We start from the raw sequence: 17,621 nt of genomic DNA, 5'->3' as shown, positions 1-17,621 counted from the left end.
GTGATTTGAGGGGATTGGGTCTTGTCAGGGGCGCTAACCAAAAAAATGCTGGTCCTTGTGGGGCTTTCGCTCATAGCCGCAGGATTATATTTTACCATGCGCCCGCCTGCGCTGGTGCCTGTCTCTCAGGCACCGTCCAATGCCGAACTACAATTGGTGTCGCAGGCTCCCTGCGCCGCGAAAGTGAGGGATCATTCGCGAGGCCGCGTTGACCGGCTGACTGTGTGGTTTGCTCAAATGTCGTGTGAGCCCGAGTTTCAACAGAGGGTCCTTGAGTTGGCCGAAGGCGGGGATCCGCAGGCCCAATTTATCGCATATGTTTCCTACATGAACGGATATGGGGTCGAAGAGGACAAGGACTTGGGCTTTCGGTGGCTTCTTGAGGTAGCAAAAAACGGAGACACGGTTGCCCGTCACAATCTGCGAGCCGGCTGCGGTTCCGACACCGTGCCGGGCGTTTTCTCCGCTGAACAATGCCGCCAGGTGCCAGACGAACTGTTGGCCAGATAAGCCGGACCTGGTTCGAGCGAATAAAAAAGGCCCCACGGGTTACCTATGGGGCCTTGAGCTTGTTTGCCGGAGTGCAGCAGTTATTGCAGCGCCCACTCGAGCGGCAGGACAATCCTCATGTCGGACTGGCCTTCGGGCAGGGCCGGCAGAGGGTTCAGTCTGGCCACGCCGTGCCTGATAGGGTGGCGTGAGCCCGAAAACGGCAATTTATATAGCACCCTGAAGCCAGGTTGACTGGCGAGGGTGGCTGCATTTCCCACGCTGGTGTCGCTCAATATGGCAACGGGATTTTGGTGCGGAAGAGACGAACTGTAAGGCTCTCTTAACCGGAGATCGCTACAGTTGGCAGGTAGGAGGATACCGTGCCATATCTGGGCGTGACATTCCGGTTATGCATCTTTTGTTTTCTGTTTGCATTCGCAGTGCTGACGGAGAACAGTCTGGCGCAGGACAGAGTTCGTACTGGCCATAGTAGCGCCAGTGTTTTTAACGATGTCTGGCAGGCCATCCTCAAGGAAGCCGATATTCAACCGGAGTTTGTCATCACGACAGATGATGAGAAACGGCGGCTCTTTATTGAAGGCGCGCTTGAACTTGATTGTTGTACAATACCGGAATGGCGGAACCGCCCTGAAGAGCGCGCAGTTCAGCTATATACCTCACATTTTTTTTATTCTGCCTTGCATATCGTGCATCGCCCCGACCTACCCATTGTCTACCGGGCGCCAGAGGACCTAGGCGCCTATCGGGTATCGGTGGTTCGGGGACATGACTATGTCCACGGCGAATTTTTCGGATCAACCGTGCTGGCGGGCAGCATCGACGAAGCCTTCCAGATGGTGGCTGACGGGTATGCAGATATGGCGATTGCAAACAAGCAGGAGCTCATGTTTCGCAAGAAAGGCCAGTCCCTCCCATTGGTGCTGGGTCCTGAACTTCATACACTGGCCATGCGCGCGCGGGTGCACAAGTCTCGCCCAGACCTTCTTGATCGGCTGAATGATGCGATTGCCCGAATGAAGGAGCGAGGCGATATCAATATTGCAATCGGGGCCGCCATCAGGCTCGGAAACAAAGGTGTGCCCTTTGCCTTGGTGGGTGATGCGGATACGCTGGCGCTCAGGAGTGTCTGGCGCCTGGTTCTGGCAGAAAGTGGCATACCGCACCGTATTGTGGAAATGCCGGGCGCGCGGAAGCGGCGGATGTTCGTGGAAGGTGGCGTTGTGCTGGATTGTTGTGTGGTGCCAGATTGGCGGAATAATCCGGATGAGATACAGGTCCAGCTATTTTCCGACGTATTATATGAATCCGTTGAACGGTATGTCTTCCATGAAAAGACACCGTTGAATATTTCAGAAGCGACAGATTTGGCCAACTTCAATGTTGCTGTGGTGCGGGGGTTTGACCCACCACTTGCTTATCGGTCAATCATTCCAGGGCGCAACATTGGTGACGTTCTGAATTTGGTCGCCTCGGGTCGGGCACAAGTGGCCATGATCAACATCCATGATTTTCGTATGCAGATGGAGACAAAGCACCGGCCGCTGGTTTTGGGGCCTGTGTCTGAAATTGCACCGCTTCGCGTGCGAGTTCATCGGTCGAGGCAGGAATTAATACCAATAATAAACGCTGCGATTGCTCGGCTTCGAGAGACGGGGACCATTACACTGATGCTGGACGGCTTGCCGCGCTGAAACGAAAAAGGCCCTGCACATGGTGCAGGACCTTTATGCTGTTAAACAGGCAGGCTTACTGCAGCGCCCACTCAAGCGGCAGGACAATCCTCATGTCGGTTTGGCCTTCGGGAAGGGCCGGCAGAGGGTTCAGCTTTGCAACCAGCTTCGGGATCTCGCGGTCAAGCAGATCGTTGCCTGTGGCTTCGATCACTTCGTGCGCCGTGATGGTGCCGTCAGCGGCAACGATCAGGCGAACCTTGGCTTTGCCTTCAATTTCGCGCATCAAGGCAGCGCGAGGGTAGCTCTGGTTTTGTGATACGGCACGCAGCAGCGCCTGTTGCCAGGATTTCATGGTGTCAGCGGCAGTCGCCTGGGAGCTGATGGCGAACAAAGCGGTTGCCGCCACAAGGGCAGATTTCAGGGCAGTAGAAAGTTTCATTTGGATATACTCACAACAGTGCCGGTGGTTTTTGCCAAACCGGTTTGGGGGGGGAGGGATCAGAAAAATGGCTTCCGCAACCGGAAGCCATTCTCTACTCAAAACGATTGGGTGTTTACTCGGAACCAAAATTCCTAGTTCAGTGTCCAGCTCAGGGGCAGGACAAAGGACATTTCCTGCTGGCCGCCTGGCAGGGCAGGCAGTGGGCTCATCTTTTCCACCAGCTTGGGGATTTCGCTGTCCAGAATGCTTTGGCCAGTTTCTTCCAGAATTTCGTGGCTGGTAATGGTACCGTCGGCGGCGACCACCAGGCGAACCTTGGCCTTGCCTTCAATTTCCCGCGCAATTGCGGAACGGGGATAGCGCTGGTTTTTGGCAACCGATTTGACCACCGCAATTTTCCAGCTTTTCATATCGTCTGCTGCATGTGCAGGAGCGGTAGCAAGCGCGAAGCTCATGACCAGTGTAGCGAGCAAGAAAGTGCCAAAATTCTTCAACATGTTTCCATCCATCATTCTAGAATGTTCCGTGCGGCAGTCACGAGTTTGCAAGAAAGCCGCTGTATTTGATCGAGCTTTATAGAGACAGCCCGTTAATCACTGGTAATGAAAAAGATAAAATTTTAAGCAACCCGCGAAAATATCTATAACTAATTGATTTAAAATAATAAAAAACTTATGCAGTTCGCCCTTTTGAGAGCCTGGGTCCTGCCTGCAGGGCTGCTGAATCCATAATTTAATGAGAGTCGTTAAAATGATTCAGCCTGATCCGCTGATTATCCGAATGCAGGATTCGGCGCAGGGAGCAGGGCTGGCGCATTTGGGCTTGCAACGTGTGGGGTGTGAGTGTAGTGTCCGCGCCGACAAAAGCTTGTCCGCGCACCCGTAGCTCAGCTGGATAGAGCGCTGCCCTCCGAAGGCAGAGGCCAGGGGTTCGAATCCCTTCGGGTGCGCCATTTTTCCCTAGATATTCCAATGGTTTTGCGCAACACTCTGATTGTTCAGAGTGGTGTTTCATAGTTTTTGGGACAAATTTGGGACACTGGGAAAGTTATGAAATCATTCCGACAATTTATCGAAGATAGCGAGGCTGAAGCTTTCTTGGATCAAGTGTGCATTCAAGACGAAACACTTGGTGTGATCATCTTGGAAGAGGGAAGGTGGGTATCAGGCCGACTTGATGGCAATATTCGATTAGACCCCCCGCACTATCCTCAAGGGCAAGCACATGCCCATGTGTTTGGAAGAAAAGACACTGAAATCGGCGTAGTGAACCTAGATGGGTCGATCAGCCACAGTGGAAGGAAAAAGACATTCCGATTGCATCAAGCGGATGCCGATGCGTTGCGTCAAAGAGGGTATTCGATTCCCAAAAGCAATATTGTTGAATGGATTTTTGTTGAAGACCTAAAAATGATTTTGTTGGGTTAGGTTATGGCCACTATTCACAAAAGAGGTTCGTGGCAATGGCAGGCGAAGGTCAGGAAGAAAGGCATTCGGGCCAGCAAGACGTTCGAAACGAAAGCTGAGGCCGAGGATTGGGCATCGGTTATCGAATCCGAAATTGTCCGGGGCGTTTATGTTGATCGTTCGATTGCGGAGCGCACAACATTCCGCGAAGTGATTGAACGCTATATCAAGGAAGAAGCGCCGCGCCACAAAGGCGGCCAAAGCGAAACCCTGCGGCTAGAACGTTTCATGCGCGATGAGGTTGCTCTTGTTGATCGCACAATGGCGATGCTGAGGGTGAGCGACTTCGAAAAATATCGCGACAAGCGACTAGAGAAAATCAAGCCGGGTTCCATCAAGCGAGAACTCGGACTTTTGCAGATCGTTATCGAACATGTGCGCCGAGATATGGGGCTACTCGAAAATCCGGTCAAGGACGTGAAGCGTCCACGCGTGAATGACCAACGCGATGTGCGCCTTCAGCCAGGTGAAGAGCAGAAGCTGCTTGAAGCGTTAGACGAGGGCCGTAACCCTTGGGCAAAGACAGCAGTGATATTGGCCATCGAAACCGCTATGCGCCGTGGGGAGCTTCTGGACCTCCGCTGGGAGCATATAAACCTCGAAAAGTCAGTGGCCCATCTCCCCGAAACCAAAAACGGCTTCAAACGCGATGTGCCGCTCTCTCCTCGCGCAAAAGCGCTGCTGAAGGAAATGCCTCACAGCATCGCAGGCCGCGTACTCCCGCTATCTCCAAACGCGCTTAAGAAGTGTTTTGAGCGCGCCCGGACAAAAGCTGGACTGGAACACGTCAATTTCCACGATCTGCGGCACGAGGCTACAAGCCGCCTTTTTGAGGCTGGCTGGAACATTATGGAAGTAGCAGCGGTAACTGGCCACCGAGACCTACAAAGCCTTAAGCGCTATACCCAGCTGCGTGCGGAGGATTTGGCGAAGAAGATGTCGAATGGCCTTTCCGAAAATGCCTAGAGTTCGCCAGATTGAATACCACCATTTGACCTTCAAGGTTCAGAGCTTTGAGCGGTATTATTCCTTTGGTCTTGAATATGAGAAGTACAAGCAGCGACGTTTTAGCGAGCATTTTACGCTCGAACTTCAGGCCAAGTTGCTGTCCGAACATTCCCATCAAGGCGAGGAATTCACTATTACACTCTCCGGTCAAGAGGACGTAAAATCGCCTCGCAAAGAACCTGAAAAGGGCGTTGTTGATTCCGTCGGTTATGTCGACTTTCGCAAGGGGCGCTACTCAGGGTTTGTGACGATACCTGATAGTCGGATGGGTGATATCTGGGCAGCAATGGCTTCGGGTGGTTTGAATTATATGACAATCACCATTCATAACCATGGCCGAAACAGGTGGCTCGCGAAGTCGATTGGCTTCCATGATCAATTGGGTCCAGATGATTGGTAGCTATGCCTTTTGCCTGGCACCATCAAAGCAGTAAAAAGTCAATTAATTTATGGATTCATTTATTTGTCTTCATGTGTATAATGAGGGCGTTAGCCACATAAACGGAGCTATGCTATAGTTACGCGAAGAGTGGAAAATTCGAATTTCTATGCGCTGGATCTCTACTCGGGGTCCGGCGCTGTGACTCTTGGAATGAAAAACGCAGGCTTTATAGTTAAAGCCGCAGTCGATTTTGACCCGAAGGCATGTGAAACATATCGACTAAATCACCCAGAAGTAAATTTGGTTGAGAGTGATATCCGAGATGTTCATTTAAGTACTTTTGATGACCTCAAGAAAAACTTGGATTTGCTTGCGGTTTGTGCACCTTGCCAACCTTTCAGTAGCCGCAACAGAAACAAGATGTCATCAGACGATAGAGTAGCTCTAGTTCTGGAGGCTTGTCGTTTTATTGAGTACCTGCAGCCCAAATTTATTGTCTTCGAGAATGTCCCAGGGCTTGAACGGAATCAGGTTTTTGCTGAATTGGAGAAATTCCTGATAGGACAAGAGTATCATGTTTCTCGACCGGAAAAGTTAGATGCCGCTGAGTTAGGGGTGCCTCAGAGACGAGTAAGAATGATCCTTTTTGCAGCTAAGAGCGCAAAGCTGCTTGAGAGCGCAGCAAACATTCAACCCCAAGCGCGCAAAAGTGTTAGAGATGCTATTGGCGACTTGCCTTCTGCCGTTGAGCGATCGAACAGCCTTGTCGATCAAATGCATTTTAGACGCGCTCATTCCGCATTGAATTTGGAGCGGTTGCGACACATACCTAAAAATGGTGGAAGCAGGCATTCTCTGCCACATCACTTGGTACTTGATTGTCACAGAGGTATTCCTGACCACCATTATCCAGATTGCTATGGCAGAATGCATTGGGAGCAGCCGGCTCCCACGCTAACCACAGGATGTACTGACTTCACAAAAGGGCGCTATGTGCACCCTGAGGATGATCGAGCAATTACACTCCGGGAAGCCGCGAGACTTCAAACTTTCCCGGATGAATATCAATTTGCCGGAAATTCTGGGCAGATAGCAACCCAAATAGGGAATGCGGTTCCTCCTACTATGATGAGTGTGATTGCGGCCTCGATTCGGTCAGCACTAACAAAGGGCATATAGGGCTAACAGCTTTAAATTGCTAATATTTTGAAGTTGACCTAATGCAATCTTTGCGACAGTTTAGTCGCAGACTAAGGGGGAGTTATGGTTAAAATTGGTGTCAGGGCTAGGGCAGTTGATCTGCTAGGGCGTCAACAGATTGCCGGCATCCCCACGGCAATACATGAGCTATTCAAGAACGCTCACGATGCGTATGCTGAGCGTGTCGAAGTGGACTTTTTCAGGAAACAAAAGCTTTTAGTTTTACGAGACGACGGCTATGGCATGACCCGCCAAGATGTCGAAAAACGTTGGCTTACCTTAGGAACTGAAAGTCGAGTTGGCGCAAATAAAGACGAAGATGTTTGGACTGGCCCTAAAGACCTTCCCCGAAGAGCCATTATGGGCGAAAAGGGAATTGGACGGCTTGCAATTGCCGTTATAGCGCCGCTCACGCTGCTGTTGACCCGTGCTGCAAGGCCTGATGGAAAATCACACAACCTTGTTGTTGCGTTGGTTCACTGGGGTATTTTCGAGCAGCCAGGACTAGAGCTCCAGCAAATAGATGTACCGATAAAAGAATTTCCTTCAGGAACTCTACCAACGCGAAATGATGTTAATGAGCTTGTTGTTCAAGTTCGAGAAAATCTGAAAGCCTTGAAGGCTGAAATCTCTGAAGAAGAGTTCAAGAAGCTGAATGAGTCTCTTGATTTGGTTACGGTGAATCCAGATCAGCTTGACCAACTATTGGCATCCCAATCTCAAAGGCGCGGTGCAAGCGATGAAGCTCACCTTAGCTTGCGGCACGACGTTGGAACGCATTTCGTTCTGATGCCTACAGCCCCAGAATTGGTGGATGATATTGATGGGGGAGCGGATCAAGATGCGACTTTCGTTGAAAGAAGCCTGCTAGGTTTTTCGAATACAATGACTGACGCGGAACCACCGATTTCCACCTCCTTTAGAGACCATAGGTTGGATGGAAGTTGCCCCGATCTGATCGGCAGAAGTGAATTTTTCAGCAAAGAAGATCTCGAAAGTCTTGATCAGTACTTCGAAGGCGAAGTGGATGAGTTTGGCCAATTTGTTGGGACTGTCAGGGTATACGGAAACGAACCACAGAAATATGTATGCAACTGGCCACAGGCAAAGGGGCGACGGATTAGGTGTGGAAAATTTCGTCTTCGATTCGGCTATTTGATGGGAAATCCACATGAGTCACTACTAGCTGCAGATAGGCACAGAGAGCTCAAGGCGAGGTGTGACAGATATGGTGGCATGTACATATATCGCGACAACATCAGAATACTGCCATATGGCAATTCAGATTTTGACTTTCTGGATGTGGAAAGAGCGCGAGCCAAGTCTGCCAAGGATGCTTTCTTCTCGTTTCGTAGAATGGCTGGGTATATAGCTCTTTCCCATGAAAACAATTCAAGCTTGAATGAGAAGGCTGGACGCGAAGGTTTTCGGCAAAATCAGGCTTATCGCGAGTTTGTGGCTATACTGAAAAATCTGCTTAAAAGATTAGCCAGCGATTATTTTCGACGGGGTGGAGACGAATCTGAGAGTTTCTGGGAACTGAAGGATAAATTTGACGCTGAGTTCAAAGCCGCACAGAAACAAAAGAAGTCGGCAGATAAAAAGCGTGAAGAGCTACGCGACGAGTTAGAGCGGTATTTTGCTCGTGTTGACGACAGCTATTTTGAGAAGCAAGCAGAATGGATAAAGAACAATTTTGAGAAGTCGCTTTTAGTTCTTGATCCTGAATTGGATCCTGCAGACTTTTCAGTTCAACTAAGCGAAATTAGACGATCGACCTATGGAGAGATTGGTGAACTCGAAGCCCTGAATAGGGTATCTAAACCATCAGCGTTATCAATACGGGGCCGCCTGGCTTCGCTTTGGTCCACCTACAATCGGGTGTCCCTTGAAGTGCGCGATGAGTCTATTGTCCCACTAAAAGAATATGTAGCACACGAACTAAATCGAGCTGGCAAGGCAATAACAGCAGTTTATCGAGCTGAACAGGCGTCGCAAGAACTTGAAACGAAATCTAGCGCAGTCATTAAGAGCGTGGCCAGCGTAAGGAATGAGGCGTATCAGGCGACTGAAGCATTTAAGAACACGTTGCGGCAAACGGTGAAATCGGAGTTTTCTGAGTTCAGGGCCCAACTGATGCAAGGTTTGGAGGAATTTGTTCGCGCCGCCAATTCGGATCCTGAAAACATTGAGAGTGTCTATCAGAAATTCCAGGATCGTATTTCGGAAATTGAGCTTCAACAAGCCGCTCAATTTGCTGCAATTCGGGATCAAATGAAGTCCCTAAGTGAAGATTTGGGAGGTGGGTATACCGCCGACACCCGGGCCTATATCTGGGAGCAACGTGCAGAACGCCTTGAGGAACAATTAGAGTTTTACCAAGACTATGCTCAAATGGGGATGGGCCTGGGTATTCTTCAACACGAGTTTACGCACGTTGCGGCCGATTTTCGGGAAGCCATGCAAGCGATCAAACCTTGGGCGGATAGAACGCCCGGCTTGGACAATGCCTACAGCCAGCTGAGATCAAATTTCGAAAGCCTAGATGGGTATTTGAAAGTGTTGGATCCGCTGGGCCGGCGCCTAAATCGCTCCAAAGTGAAGATTTCTGGCGATAATATATATTTGTTCTTGATGCGATTATTTGGCCCGCGCCTCGAAGAAAACTCAATAGAGCTAATTCCAACAACCGAATTTCGAAAGTTGTCGGTTGAATGCAAATCTTCAACATTACTTACTGCGTTCACCAACATTGTCGATAACGCGATCTATTGGTTGATGGAAGGTGCTACTGGCCAACGTAATATAACGCTGGGGGCGGACGAATCTGGGTTTTTGATTTCCAATAGTGGCCCAGGTATTCCTGCTGCAGATTCAGACCGTATTTTTGAGTTCGGTGAATCAAGAAAAGAAGGCGGAACTGGGCTAGGGCTTTCGATTTCGAAAAACGGGCTTAAAGACGAAAATATGGATCTAATTCTTTTGCGCAATGGAGAAGATACGGGACCAACTTTCAAGATATGTACCGTAGTTGAGGGGGAACTATGAACGAAACTCAGATTGTTGAGGCTTCTAAGAATTGGAACGAACATAATTTGGATGCCGCAAAGTCATTCATTTCCAACGTAGTTTTCATTGATGATCGACCGGTGATCCCAAAATCAAAGCGAGAAATAATTGTTTCTCCCGCGATAAAAGATACCATTGAAGATGAGGTTTTTGGCGTAGATGCGGAAATTGCTGAGGCGGTTCCCTCAGGTGAAGGACATGTTCCGGCCACACAGGCAGAAAGTCTGGAACAAGTAGACGCGAAGGCTGTTGCGGAAAATGCTCCTGGCGAAGTTGATGATCCATTACAACGCAATGACCAGCTTGGAACAAATGACAATGAGCTGAATGAGCATGACTTGCCCGTTCGTCCACTTACATCTGCACTCGCGGCCGAAGGGGTAACTAGCTCATTCTTTTTTCCGGACGCAAGCGATGAGGAAGAGGCTATCGTACTTCAAGCAGAACGGTTAGCGCTTCAGGCTGACGTTGTTGTTCTTGATTGGCACCTTAGAAACTCAAAACCAGATCTGACCATTGAGGTGATCAAACGTATCTTGAGAAAGGATGCGGAGCAAAAAGGTCGTCTAAGGTTGATCTGTATCTATACAGGGGAGCTTATCCAAACCGGTATAGCGGGCATCATCATGAGCGAAGTCAGGGAAGTTCTAGAGCTGGACGCACTTACAGAAAATGTTCTTGCGGCAAATCATGTCCGCATCGCAATTTTCAATAAGTCAGAAGTCCCACCAGAAGTTCTACCGCTAAGCTTGCTGATGGAGTTTGCGGAGTTGACAAAGGGCCTTATGTCCTCATTTGCCCTAAATGCAATCTCGGTGTTGCGAAATAAAACCAAGCAGCTGTTGAAGGTTTTTTCCAGCGACTTAGATTCCGCGATTGTCAGCCATCGATTGCATCTGACAGATTCTGATGATGTAGAAGCATTTGGGCTCGACGTCCTATTGTTTCAAATCAAAAGCCTGCTCTCGACAAGCATGGTGCACCGAAAATGTCTCTCATCTGAGAAATTCAAGCTTTGGGTTGATGCCGAGGTGAGTGAATCCAGGAAATGGGACGTTGAGGGACTCGCAGTAGATAAAAACCTAGCAAAGGAACTAGTAGATAACTCTTTTGAACGGGCTGTCAGTGATGCTGCAGGGAAATTGGACGCCGTCGGTCTTTCCACTTGGAAGTCCCGGGTGCAGGAGCTCCCATTCGCTGGTCAGGAAGAAATGGCAAGAAGTTCGCGCGAGCTGGCACGTTTGTCCAAACTCATACGAGAGAAGTCTGGATTTGCAGAGTTGCCTGAAGACTGGAAGCCAACACTTGGATTGGGTTCAGTTGTGAAGTATGTGCCGGAGAATGGCGGAGCCGCATATTTTTTCTGCGCCCAGCCTCTCTGTGATAGCGTGCGACTTACTGAAAACACAGTATTTCCGTTACTCAAGCTCTCGCAAAAGCCTGTGCCTAAAAAAGGCGCGGATGGGTTACCTGAGTTTATTGAGGATGCCTCTGCTTATTGGATTGTGGTCAAAGATGGAGAGGTTGACCTGACTCTTCAGCTCAAACCCGTACCCAAGCAGGGGAAGTATATTAAATTCAAAGTCTCCAAGACAGAAAAGCGTGTTTTGGGGGAAAAAACGGAAGACGGTGAGTATGAGTTTTCAACTACAGGCGACAAAGGGTGTTTTTACTGGCTTGCAGATGTTGAGCCTCTGCAAGCCCAACGAGCATTGAATTCAATGGCTGCTATGGCCAGTCGAGTTGGAGTGGACGAGTACGAGGTGTTGCGCCGAGGAATGCCCGGAATTTGATGCAGTTTTTATAGATCAGTAGGAATTTGGGGTGAGTGATCTAAAGAAACTACAAGCTGACCTAGATACGAAGAGGTCTATTCTATCAAGTAAGACGTTGAGCTTTGATCCGCAGGTGGCGGTGTTATCTTCCTTCCGTGCAATAGACACGTTTTATGCCTCTAATGGACATTTCTATAATTCGCAACGGAGGAACGATCAAAGCGTCGAGTTTAAACAATATGTTAAGGAAAGTACCTGGTACTTTCAGAGAGGAATATTGGCAACAGTAAGGTCCCTTCTGAAAAGTGCAGGCAAGGGCTTTACAGTCCCCGAACTTGTGCAGACGCACCAACAGATTTCGTTTTGGTATCAGTTAATCCAGGGTTTTGGTCTGATAGAATCGGTGCAGCGGTGTGCGGACCTTGCTGCTAAAGGCTTGGCGGAAGTCACGAGTTCCAAAGAGGGCTATCATATACACCTTCCCAACAGTCAATGGGAAAATTTGGATGGATCGTCGCTGAGTAGTTTGATCAAAGCCATTTCTGTAGATCGAACCATTGAGCATCAAGAAAATGAGGCTAGGTGGCCTTTCATTGAGAAGAAAATGATGAGGCTTGTGCGACCTTGGCGGACGCACTTCATTGCATATGGGGCCGATCCAGAAGTTGATGATTTTTTTCACACAAGGGCAGCAATTGTCTTAGATAGGCTCTTTCAATTTGGCACAGTTGAACCCTCGATGTCTTTTGGAGGTATTCCTTATAAAGATTATACTAGGTTCATAGAGTACAATGTTGCCGCATCTTTAAAGCATATCTCTTTTTGCTACTTGCTTATGAAAAAGCATCCTCACGTTGAGTTGCAAAATGTCATTACTATTTGGCAGAACAAAGCGGAGCAAATCGAGCATTATTCTGAAATTCTAGGTCTGGAAACAGATAAGATCGGCAAGCTTTTTGCCACTACAACGCTGACTGACGATTTTTTTTCCGCCAATACGGAAAATTATGTGCTGCCGTCGCCGCAGAGGATTGAGTTTGGCTTTGGGCACTATTTGCGGCCTATTTACTCTGCCTATGAAAATCCTTTTGGTTTCCTTGATGTAATGCTCAAAGCCAAATTCCCTAGAGACTGGGGCCGAGCGGAACAAACTCGAGAAGGCATTATGCAAGAAATGCTTTCAGGGCTATTTTGTTCAGAACGTTACTATTCCGGTCAGAATGTTAAATTAAAGCAACAAGATCGGTACCTTACGGACATAGACCTATGGATCTATGATCGACAGGCCGCGACGCTGGCCCTAATGCAATTGAAATGGCAAGATCCCCATCAATTTTCAGTTCGGAAAAGAACCAGTCAGAAGCTTAACTTTGAGAAGCGAGCTGGAGAATGGGTTCGGAAAATAGGTGTCTGGGTCGATCAAGTGGATACGTCTGAAATAGGGCGTAGTTTCGGCATGAAATCAGCGACTGCGCAGGGCATTCGACGTATCAGGAAATTTGTGATTTCTAGTCACAATTGCCGGTTCCTTGATGCAAGTTATGATTCTGGGGCTGCATGGTCGAACATCTTTGAGTTTATGGAAGTGTTCAAAGCGGTGAGAGGTGAAGATCCTCTCACCGAAACATATCGAGAGATATCTAATCGAAATGTGGTGCCGCGCAGGGCTGAACTCCAAAGCGCAGAAGTGTCGTTAGATGATATTCAGATCGTGATATCGGGCTCATAGCGAACTCAGCTAATGATAAATGTAGTAGCAAACACTAGTGCCATCTTGCTGTTTCTGCGTATAGCCGCCAATCGCTCTACAGCTCCAGGTTCCAAAATGTGGCCGCCCAGGCAGATACATGGCACCGACGTATGCGCTGATGACCATTAGGAGCAAGGTCGAAATAGTCAGAACAGCTGCAAATTGCCGTATGAAACGCTTGCGAACTGTGATGGTGTTTGCGCCGATCTCTTTTACTCGGTTGACTAATTCCTGACTTACCTGAAGGTTCTGTTGGACCTGGCTCGCCGATTGCTGGAGCGATCGATAGTCATACCTGGCGATCAGTTCGGAAATTGACTGAAGGCGATCTACCCATTCTGCGTTTGACTTAACGTCCTCCATATTCTTGCTGATATGAAGGATTTGCATATTCACGTCTGAAAGAAAATCGATCAGATCTGGTTCTCTGTCCTTCTGTGCATTCATGTCACCACCTCATATCCCTTGTTAGTGCGAGTTCGTGTTCTTGCTGTTGGTGTTGCTGTTCTTTCTCAGGTTCCCTGAACGTCTCGCGGCCAAGCTTGCGGGCTAGATTTAGCGCGCCTGGCTTATCTGTTATCGGGTTCGGTATCCGCCCTATTGCAAGTTGCTGATTAAAGAACTTGATCTGCGATGACACGTTGCTGAGTGCCTGAGTGCGTCCGGCCCAATGAAGCGGTGACCTGCTTGCCTTTGTGGGCCCTTTCTTTTGAAGGCTTTGTGCACGCGCAAGTAATTGAGATGCGCGCTCCGGCGCCCTAGCTTTGTTCGGGTGAACCCGATGTGGCAAACGCTGCCTTTCAAACTCCTGGTTCAAGGTTTGGGCCCATCGTTCCCGGACGGCCTTAACACCTTTTGCGCTATCAAAATCTCTTAGCTTTCGTCGTGCGAACCCCTTCTCATCCAAAGGCCGCATGCTGACCAATATATGAGCGTGTGGATTTCGCTCTCCGTCTGCCGCTTTTGGATCATGGATGGCAAGTGTGGCTCCAAGGCTTTTCTGGGTGAATTCTCGGTCAATAAAGGTTCTTAGGAGATTTTCAGAGGATTTCTGATCCAGTTCCCTCGGTAAGGAAATTATGAACTCCTTAGCAATCCGAGCATCTTGTCGGTTTGAGGCTTTCTCCGCAGCTCGCCAAAATTCACCTTCATTGTGCGCCCACTCTGGAACCCCCGTAGGCATGATGACCTCGCGACGGACAACGTCATCTTTCGACCTATAGTCAAAATGGCGCTGATGGTGCTTGTCGAACTCCTTGGTACCAAAACGATAAGCTTGTTTGCTTACCATGCCACGACCATGGTTTTTGATCTCTATTCTGAAATGAACCATTTTTGTGATCCTTTTGTGCGCTGCTGATGTGGTGCGCATTGGGTGTCATTTGTCGCACGGAGTGCAGAATGCGTAACCGTGCCTTCACAAAAATACTTAGTTTGTCTGGCACTTGTCTCTGGCACGGCCTTTATGGTTTTCCACAGGGTTAGGGTGTTTAATTTATGTATGAATCTGTTTCTAAGTTTCTGAGGGCTGAAACCTTCAGCGGTCCGAGGATTTCTGCGGAGAAACGTAATTTGCGACAGATCGAAAGCACGAAAAGCTGGCCCGAAGGCACGAACGCTGCAGACGTGAACGCCCGAACAGACGCGAGTTGATGGCACGAGAGAATTCACAATTTGCCCCCAGCGATTAATTCTGGGTCTGTCCCGGGCCTGTATGCGCCGCGAATTGGGATCGGTGTCGGTGTCATCTTTTTCCGAAAGACCACGGTCGTATGTTGGCCATCGGAAACGACATCGATGCAGTAATCTGGTAGGAGGTCTGCATCTGCGATCTCGCACACTTTCCTGATGAACCTGGAGAGGCTAGAGCGAATTGCATACCGTTGGTGCAGTGTCCGAGCATGGTATTGCCAGCGTCCAATGGCAGGGTTCACGCTCTTTCTAGCTGTTCTGTATAGCGCTCTTGCAATAGCGGATTTGAGGGAGAAATAGTCTGGATGTACTCGAAGGATGTCTCGTTGAGAGTCTATCATCGAACATACCCAGTGGGGCAGTTCTATGCGCCAAGGCATTGAAGCCCGTACTTTCGTGCTATCGCGTCCCGGTCGATAAGTGGGAATTTCATACCTTTGTACCCAGGAAAAGGGCACTTCTACTCCGAAGTTCTCCGTGATTTTAAGATTCGTCGTGATTGTGGTTGTACGTAGCCGTCGTATGCTGTCGGCCAGTCGTTGGTAGTCTCGCCCGGAAGTGCCGCGACCAATGCCTTTTAGAAGGCGGCAAGGGTGAAAGAGAACCACGTTATTGAGTTTAGCTCCTCGGTTCTTAGCATCGTTCAATTCGCTAACAAGATATATGATGATGTCATGGTCATAGATGGATGCGATATGGCTGTCGGCTGCCGAAACGACCTTTACGTAACCTCTTGCACTTTCCACAAAGATGGGGACAGTGCGGCCTTTCTCTAATGCCATCATTGGAAAATCCATCGTTTCCCGAATGTCTCTTAATGGTGGTTCCAGGCCTGAGATATTGAACTCGGTCATAAGCTAGGCCTGCCTACGCTTCCTGGGGCGACCAGGGCGTTTCTGAGAGCGTGAGCGCTTGCTAGTGACCAATAACGAATCCAGCCAGTCCTCGATTTCAGTAACCAGATAAACAGCGTTTCTGCCGACAATGCGGAACTGGGGTCCCCGTCCTTTGTGGGCGAGCCAGGCGAGGTAGGATTGGCTAAGCGGATAGTGTTGTTCTACCTGCTTGCGAGTTAGATAGTGTTTCATCTGCTTTCCTGAGATTGAATGCTCTTTGCATCAATCTTCAAGAAATGGCGGCGAATTGGGAAATCCCCTTTTGGGGATAAAGTTTGGACAATAATTTCTGCAAATTATTGATATATATAATTAATTTCAGTATTCCAATCTGGATCATCACAGATGGGAGTAGGTTTTCTATGCCATCATTTAGGCCCGAGAATAGAGGTCGTATACATGTGATGTTCGGATCTTTTTGCAGAGCTTGATAATTTCAGGCACGTTGGTGGCAACAAAATTTTCCCAATCAAAATTCTGAGCCTGGGTTTCATGACGCGGCGAGAAAAGCGAAATGAATCCTGGTTGATTGTCTGAAATAGGCAGCCCAACTTGTCCGCAGCAAATAATTGTCTCAGAGAGCAATTGCTTGAAGAGCCGCCTGTCTTGTGCCGCAGAGAGGCTGCAGTCTTGGCGCCGCTCTTTTAGCCAAAGATAAGCAACAACCTCTGCTAGCCATACGCGGCTGTAGCTAGGCATTTTTACAATCTCTACCTGATGAAAGTCTAGTTTGCGCCGTCTGGAAATGGCGCTCAATATTTCTTGCCTCGGGTAGGACATGTCGAATTTCAAGAAGGTCATACTCCTACCTTCAACGCTCAGTTTTCCCAAATCCCGAATTCGCTGATATGGCTCCCGAAAGAACGGGAAGCAGCCCGCGAGACCACCATACTTTTCAATGAACACGTCGTATAGTAAACCCGATTGATCAAGCTGCTGTTCGGCGACGTGCAGCATCAAGCGAGCGTCTTCAACACACTGACGAAAACTTGGAAGTGCCAAAAAATCTCTCTCAAAAGTGAGCAATCTAGCGCTTAGTAGAGCAAGTTGCTCTAGGGCTTGGACACCAAAGTGATTGGTAAAAATAGATCGCTTGTCAAACATCTCAAAAATTGTTGATCCTAGACCGATGTGTTTGCTTTGGAGTTCACAACCTCTTCGAATGTTCTTTTCCTCGGTACCTGACCACCCGGAGCCAAATAGCTCGTCATTAGTCATGAAAAGAAATCTGCCCGATAGGAGAGTAAAGCGGTCCAGGATCCCCAGTTTTCTCAGTGCAACAACGTGATTTTCGAAAGTGTATTCTGTTGAAGGCAATTTCTCTCGAGCGCGATGGCGATCAAACAGTTCAAGAATTGGCGGAGGGGTATACTCAGCGTAATAATCCGGGAAAAGAAGTTCGTTGGGTAACACGATGATAGATAGCCCTTTGATGATCAGGCTAAATGCTATTGAAGTTTAGGGGAAATACAAGCCCACTTGAATTTTCGCGCGGCTGCCAACTAGTGTCCCATGGGACAAATTTGGGACACCTAAGCGCTAATCCTAGCAAAAATGAACTAATGCAAAAAAACACTAAACAATTGTTTTATAAATATAAAACATAAAAATTCTCATTTCTATATTGGCTTAATAACGCCCTCCGAAGGCAGAGGCCAGAGGTTCGAATCCTCTCGGGTGCGCCATTATCTTCAGATATTCTCCGTTTACCAGGTCTACCTACCCGATGTCATGTCGCTGGTGCAGCCGTTTGGG

Annotated in this window: 15 protein-coding genes and 1 tRNA gene; 10 read left to right on the top strand and 6 right to left on the bottom strand. The window is 48.6% G+C overall.

What is annotated here, in order from left to right:
* Nucleotides 1–21: 21 nt before the first annotated feature.
* The gene (locus KORLAC_RS15985; protein WP_074519255.1) at nucleotides 22–510 is read left to right on the top strand and encodes a sel1 repeat family protein; all 489 of its coding nucleotides are present in this window, start codon (nucleotides 22–24) and stop codon (nucleotides 508–510) included.
* A 362-nt stretch (nucleotides 511–872) separates the two neighbouring features.
* The gene (locus KORLAC_RS15980) at nucleotides 873–2,204 is read left to right on the top strand and encodes a substrate-binding periplasmic protein (RefSeq protein ID WP_068308394.1); all 1,332 of its coding nucleotides are present in this window, start codon (nucleotides 873–875) and stop codon (nucleotides 2,202–2,204) included.
* A 55-nt stretch (nucleotides 2,205–2,259) separates the two neighbouring features.
* On the opposite strand, the gene KORLAC_RS15975 is transcribed toward KORLAC_RS15980, so the two are convergent.
* Together KORLAC_RS15975 and KORLAC_RS15970 are read right to left on the bottom strand one after the other, a co-directional pair.
* Complete coding sequence (locus KORLAC_RS15975) at nucleotides 2,260–2,625, bottom strand: energy transducer TonB (RefSeq protein WP_068308392.1); 366 nt, start codon at nucleotides 2,623–2,625, stop codon at nucleotides 2,260–2,262.
* A 134-nt stretch (nucleotides 2,626–2,759) separates the two neighbouring features.
* Complete coding sequence (locus KORLAC_RS15970) at nucleotides 2,760–3,125, bottom strand: energy transducer TonB (protein WP_068308390.1); 366 nt, start codon at nucleotides 3,123–3,125, stop codon at nucleotides 2,760–2,762.
* A gap of 378 nt (nucleotides 3,126–3,503) precedes the next feature.
* Here KORLAC_RS15970 and KORLAC_RS15965 point away from each other — a divergent pair.
* The 8 genes from KORLAC_RS15965 to KORLAC_RS15935 all read left to right on the top strand — a co-directional run bounded on the left by KORLAC_RS15965 (nucleotide 3,504) and on the right by KORLAC_RS15935 (nucleotide 13,257).
* Nucleotides 3,504–3,580: transfer RNA gene (locus KORLAC_RS15965), tRNA-Arg, on the top strand.
* 97 nt (nucleotides 3,581–3,677) lie between these two features.
* Complete coding sequence (locus tag KORLAC_RS15960; protein WP_068308387.1) at nucleotides 3,678–4,055, top strand: hypothetical protein; 378 nt, start codon at nucleotides 3,678–3,680, stop codon at nucleotides 4,053–4,055.
* A gap of 3 nt (nucleotides 4,056–4,058) precedes the next feature.
* The gene (locus tag KORLAC_RS15955) at nucleotides 4,059–5,060 is read left to right on the top strand and encodes a site-specific integrase (RefSeq protein ID WP_068308384.1); all 1,002 of its coding nucleotides are present in this window, start codon (nucleotides 4,059–4,061) and stop codon (nucleotides 5,058–5,060) included.
* Complete coding sequence (locus KORLAC_RS15950) at nucleotides 5,038–5,502, top strand: hypothetical protein (RefSeq protein WP_068308381.1); 465 nt, start codon at nucleotides 5,038–5,040, stop codon at nucleotides 5,500–5,502. The genes KORLAC_RS15955 and KORLAC_RS15950 overlap by 23 nt, the downstream gene beginning before the upstream one ends.
* Nucleotides 5,503–5,631: 129 nt before the next feature.
* On the top strand, nucleotides 5,632–6,663 hold the full coding sequence (locus KORLAC_RS18720; RefSeq protein WP_277620383.1) for a DNA cytosine methyltransferase: 1,032 nt from the start codon (nucleotides 5,632–5,634) through the stop codon (nucleotides 6,661–6,663).
* Nucleotides 6,664–6,747: 84 nt separating this feature from the next.
* Nucleotides 6,748–9,732 carry an ATP-binding protein gene (locus KORLAC_RS15945; protein WP_068308377.1) on the top strand — a complete coding sequence of 995 codons (2,985 nt, stop codon included), beginning with the start codon at nucleotides 6,748–6,750 and terminating at the stop codon, nucleotides 9,730–9,732.
* Nucleotides 9,729–11,546: a response regulator receiver domain gene (locus tag KORLAC_RS15940; RefSeq protein WP_068308374.1), complete on the top strand. Its 1,818-nt coding sequence runs from the start codon at nucleotides 9,729–9,731 to the stop codon at nucleotides 11,544–11,546. Before KORLAC_RS15945 ends, KORLAC_RS15940 begins: the two co-directional genes overlap by 4 nt.
* 31 nt (nucleotides 11,547–11,577) lie before the next feature.
* A complete protein-coding gene (locus KORLAC_RS15935) occupies nucleotides 11,578–13,257 on the top strand; it encodes a hypothetical protein (protein WP_068308371.1) in 1,680 nt (559 codons plus the stop codon).
* A 9-nt stretch (nucleotides 13,258–13,266) separates the two neighbouring features.
* Here KORLAC_RS15935 and KORLAC_RS15930 read toward each other — a convergent pair whose 3' ends face one another.
* The 4 genes from KORLAC_RS15930 to KORLAC_RS15910 form a co-directional block, all read right to left on the bottom strand.
* Nucleotides 13,267–13,725: a hypothetical protein gene (locus tag KORLAC_RS15930; protein WP_068308367.1), complete on the bottom strand. Its 459-nt coding sequence runs from the start codon at nucleotides 13,723–13,725 to the stop codon at nucleotides 13,267–13,269.
* Between the two features lies 1 nt (nucleotide 13,726).
* On the bottom strand, nucleotides 13,727–14,650 hold the full coding sequence (locus KORLAC_RS15925; protein ID WP_082714737.1) for a MobA/MobL family protein: 924 nt from the start codon (nucleotides 14,648–14,650) through the stop codon (nucleotides 13,727–13,729).
* A gap of 295 nt (nucleotides 14,651–14,945) precedes the next feature.
* Nucleotides 14,946–15,824, bottom strand: a complete 879-nt coding sequence (locus tag KORLAC_RS19295; protein WP_068308361.1) for a replication initiator protein A — start codon at nucleotides 15,822–15,824, stop codon at nucleotides 14,946–14,948.
* 414 nt (nucleotides 15,825–16,238) lie between these two features.
* Nucleotides 16,239–17,279 (bottom strand): hypothetical protein, encoded by a 1,041-nt coding sequence (locus KORLAC_RS15910; RefSeq protein WP_068308353.1) that lies wholly within the window; start codon nucleotides 17,277–17,279, stop codon nucleotides 16,239–16,241.
* Nucleotides 17,280–17,621: the final 342 nt, after the last annotated feature.

Origin of the sequence: Kordiimonas lacus (genome assembly GCF_001550055.1) — a bacterium.
GTDB classification, from domain to species: Bacteria; Pseudomonadota; Alphaproteobacteria; order Sphingomonadales; family Kordiimonadaceae; genus Kordiimonas; species Kordiimonas lacus.
This window is presented reverse-complemented; position numbering and strand designations above follow the sequence as displayed.

Bases quoted from the DNA above. Each gene is read 5' to 3' on its own strand.
- KORLAC_RS15940 (WP_068308374.1), top strand. From the start codon at position 9,729: ATGAACGAAACTCAGATTGTTGAGGCTTCTAAGAATTGGAACGAACAT.
- KORLAC_RS15960 (WP_068308387.1), top strand. From the start codon at position 3,678: ATGAAATCATTCCGACAATTTATCGAAGATAGCGAGGCTGAAGCTTTC.
- KORLAC_RS19295 (WP_068308361.1), bottom strand. From the start codon at position 15,824: ATGACCGAGTTCAATATCTCAGGCCTGGAACCACCATTAAGAGACATT.
- KORLAC_RS15970 (WP_068308390.1), bottom strand. From the start codon at position 3,125: ATGTTGAAGAATTTTGGCACTTTCTTGCTCGCTACACTGGTCATGAGC.
- KORLAC_RS15975 (WP_068308392.1), bottom strand. From the start codon at position 2,625: ATGAAACTTTCTACTGCCCTGAAATCTGCCCTTGTGGCGGCAACCGCT.
- KORLAC_RS15945 (WP_068308377.1), top strand. From the start codon at position 6,748: ATGGTTAAAATTGGTGTCAGGGCTAGGGCAGTTGATCTGCTAGGGCGT.
- KORLAC_RS15950 (WP_068308381.1), top strand. From the start codon at position 5,038: ATGGCCTTTCCGAAAATGCCTAGAGTTCGCCAGATTGAATACCACCAT.
- KORLAC_RS15930 (WP_068308367.1), bottom strand. From the start codon at position 13,725: ATGAATGCACAGAAGGACAGAGAACCAGATCTGATCGATTTTCTTTCA.
- KORLAC_RS15955 (WP_068308384.1), top strand. From the start codon at position 4,059: ATGGCCACTATTCACAAAAGAGGTTCGTGGCAATGGCAGGCGAAGGTC.
- KORLAC_RS15925 (WP_082714737.1), bottom strand. From the start codon at position 14,650: ATGCGCACCACATCAGCAGCGCACAAAAGGATCACAAAAATGGTTCAT.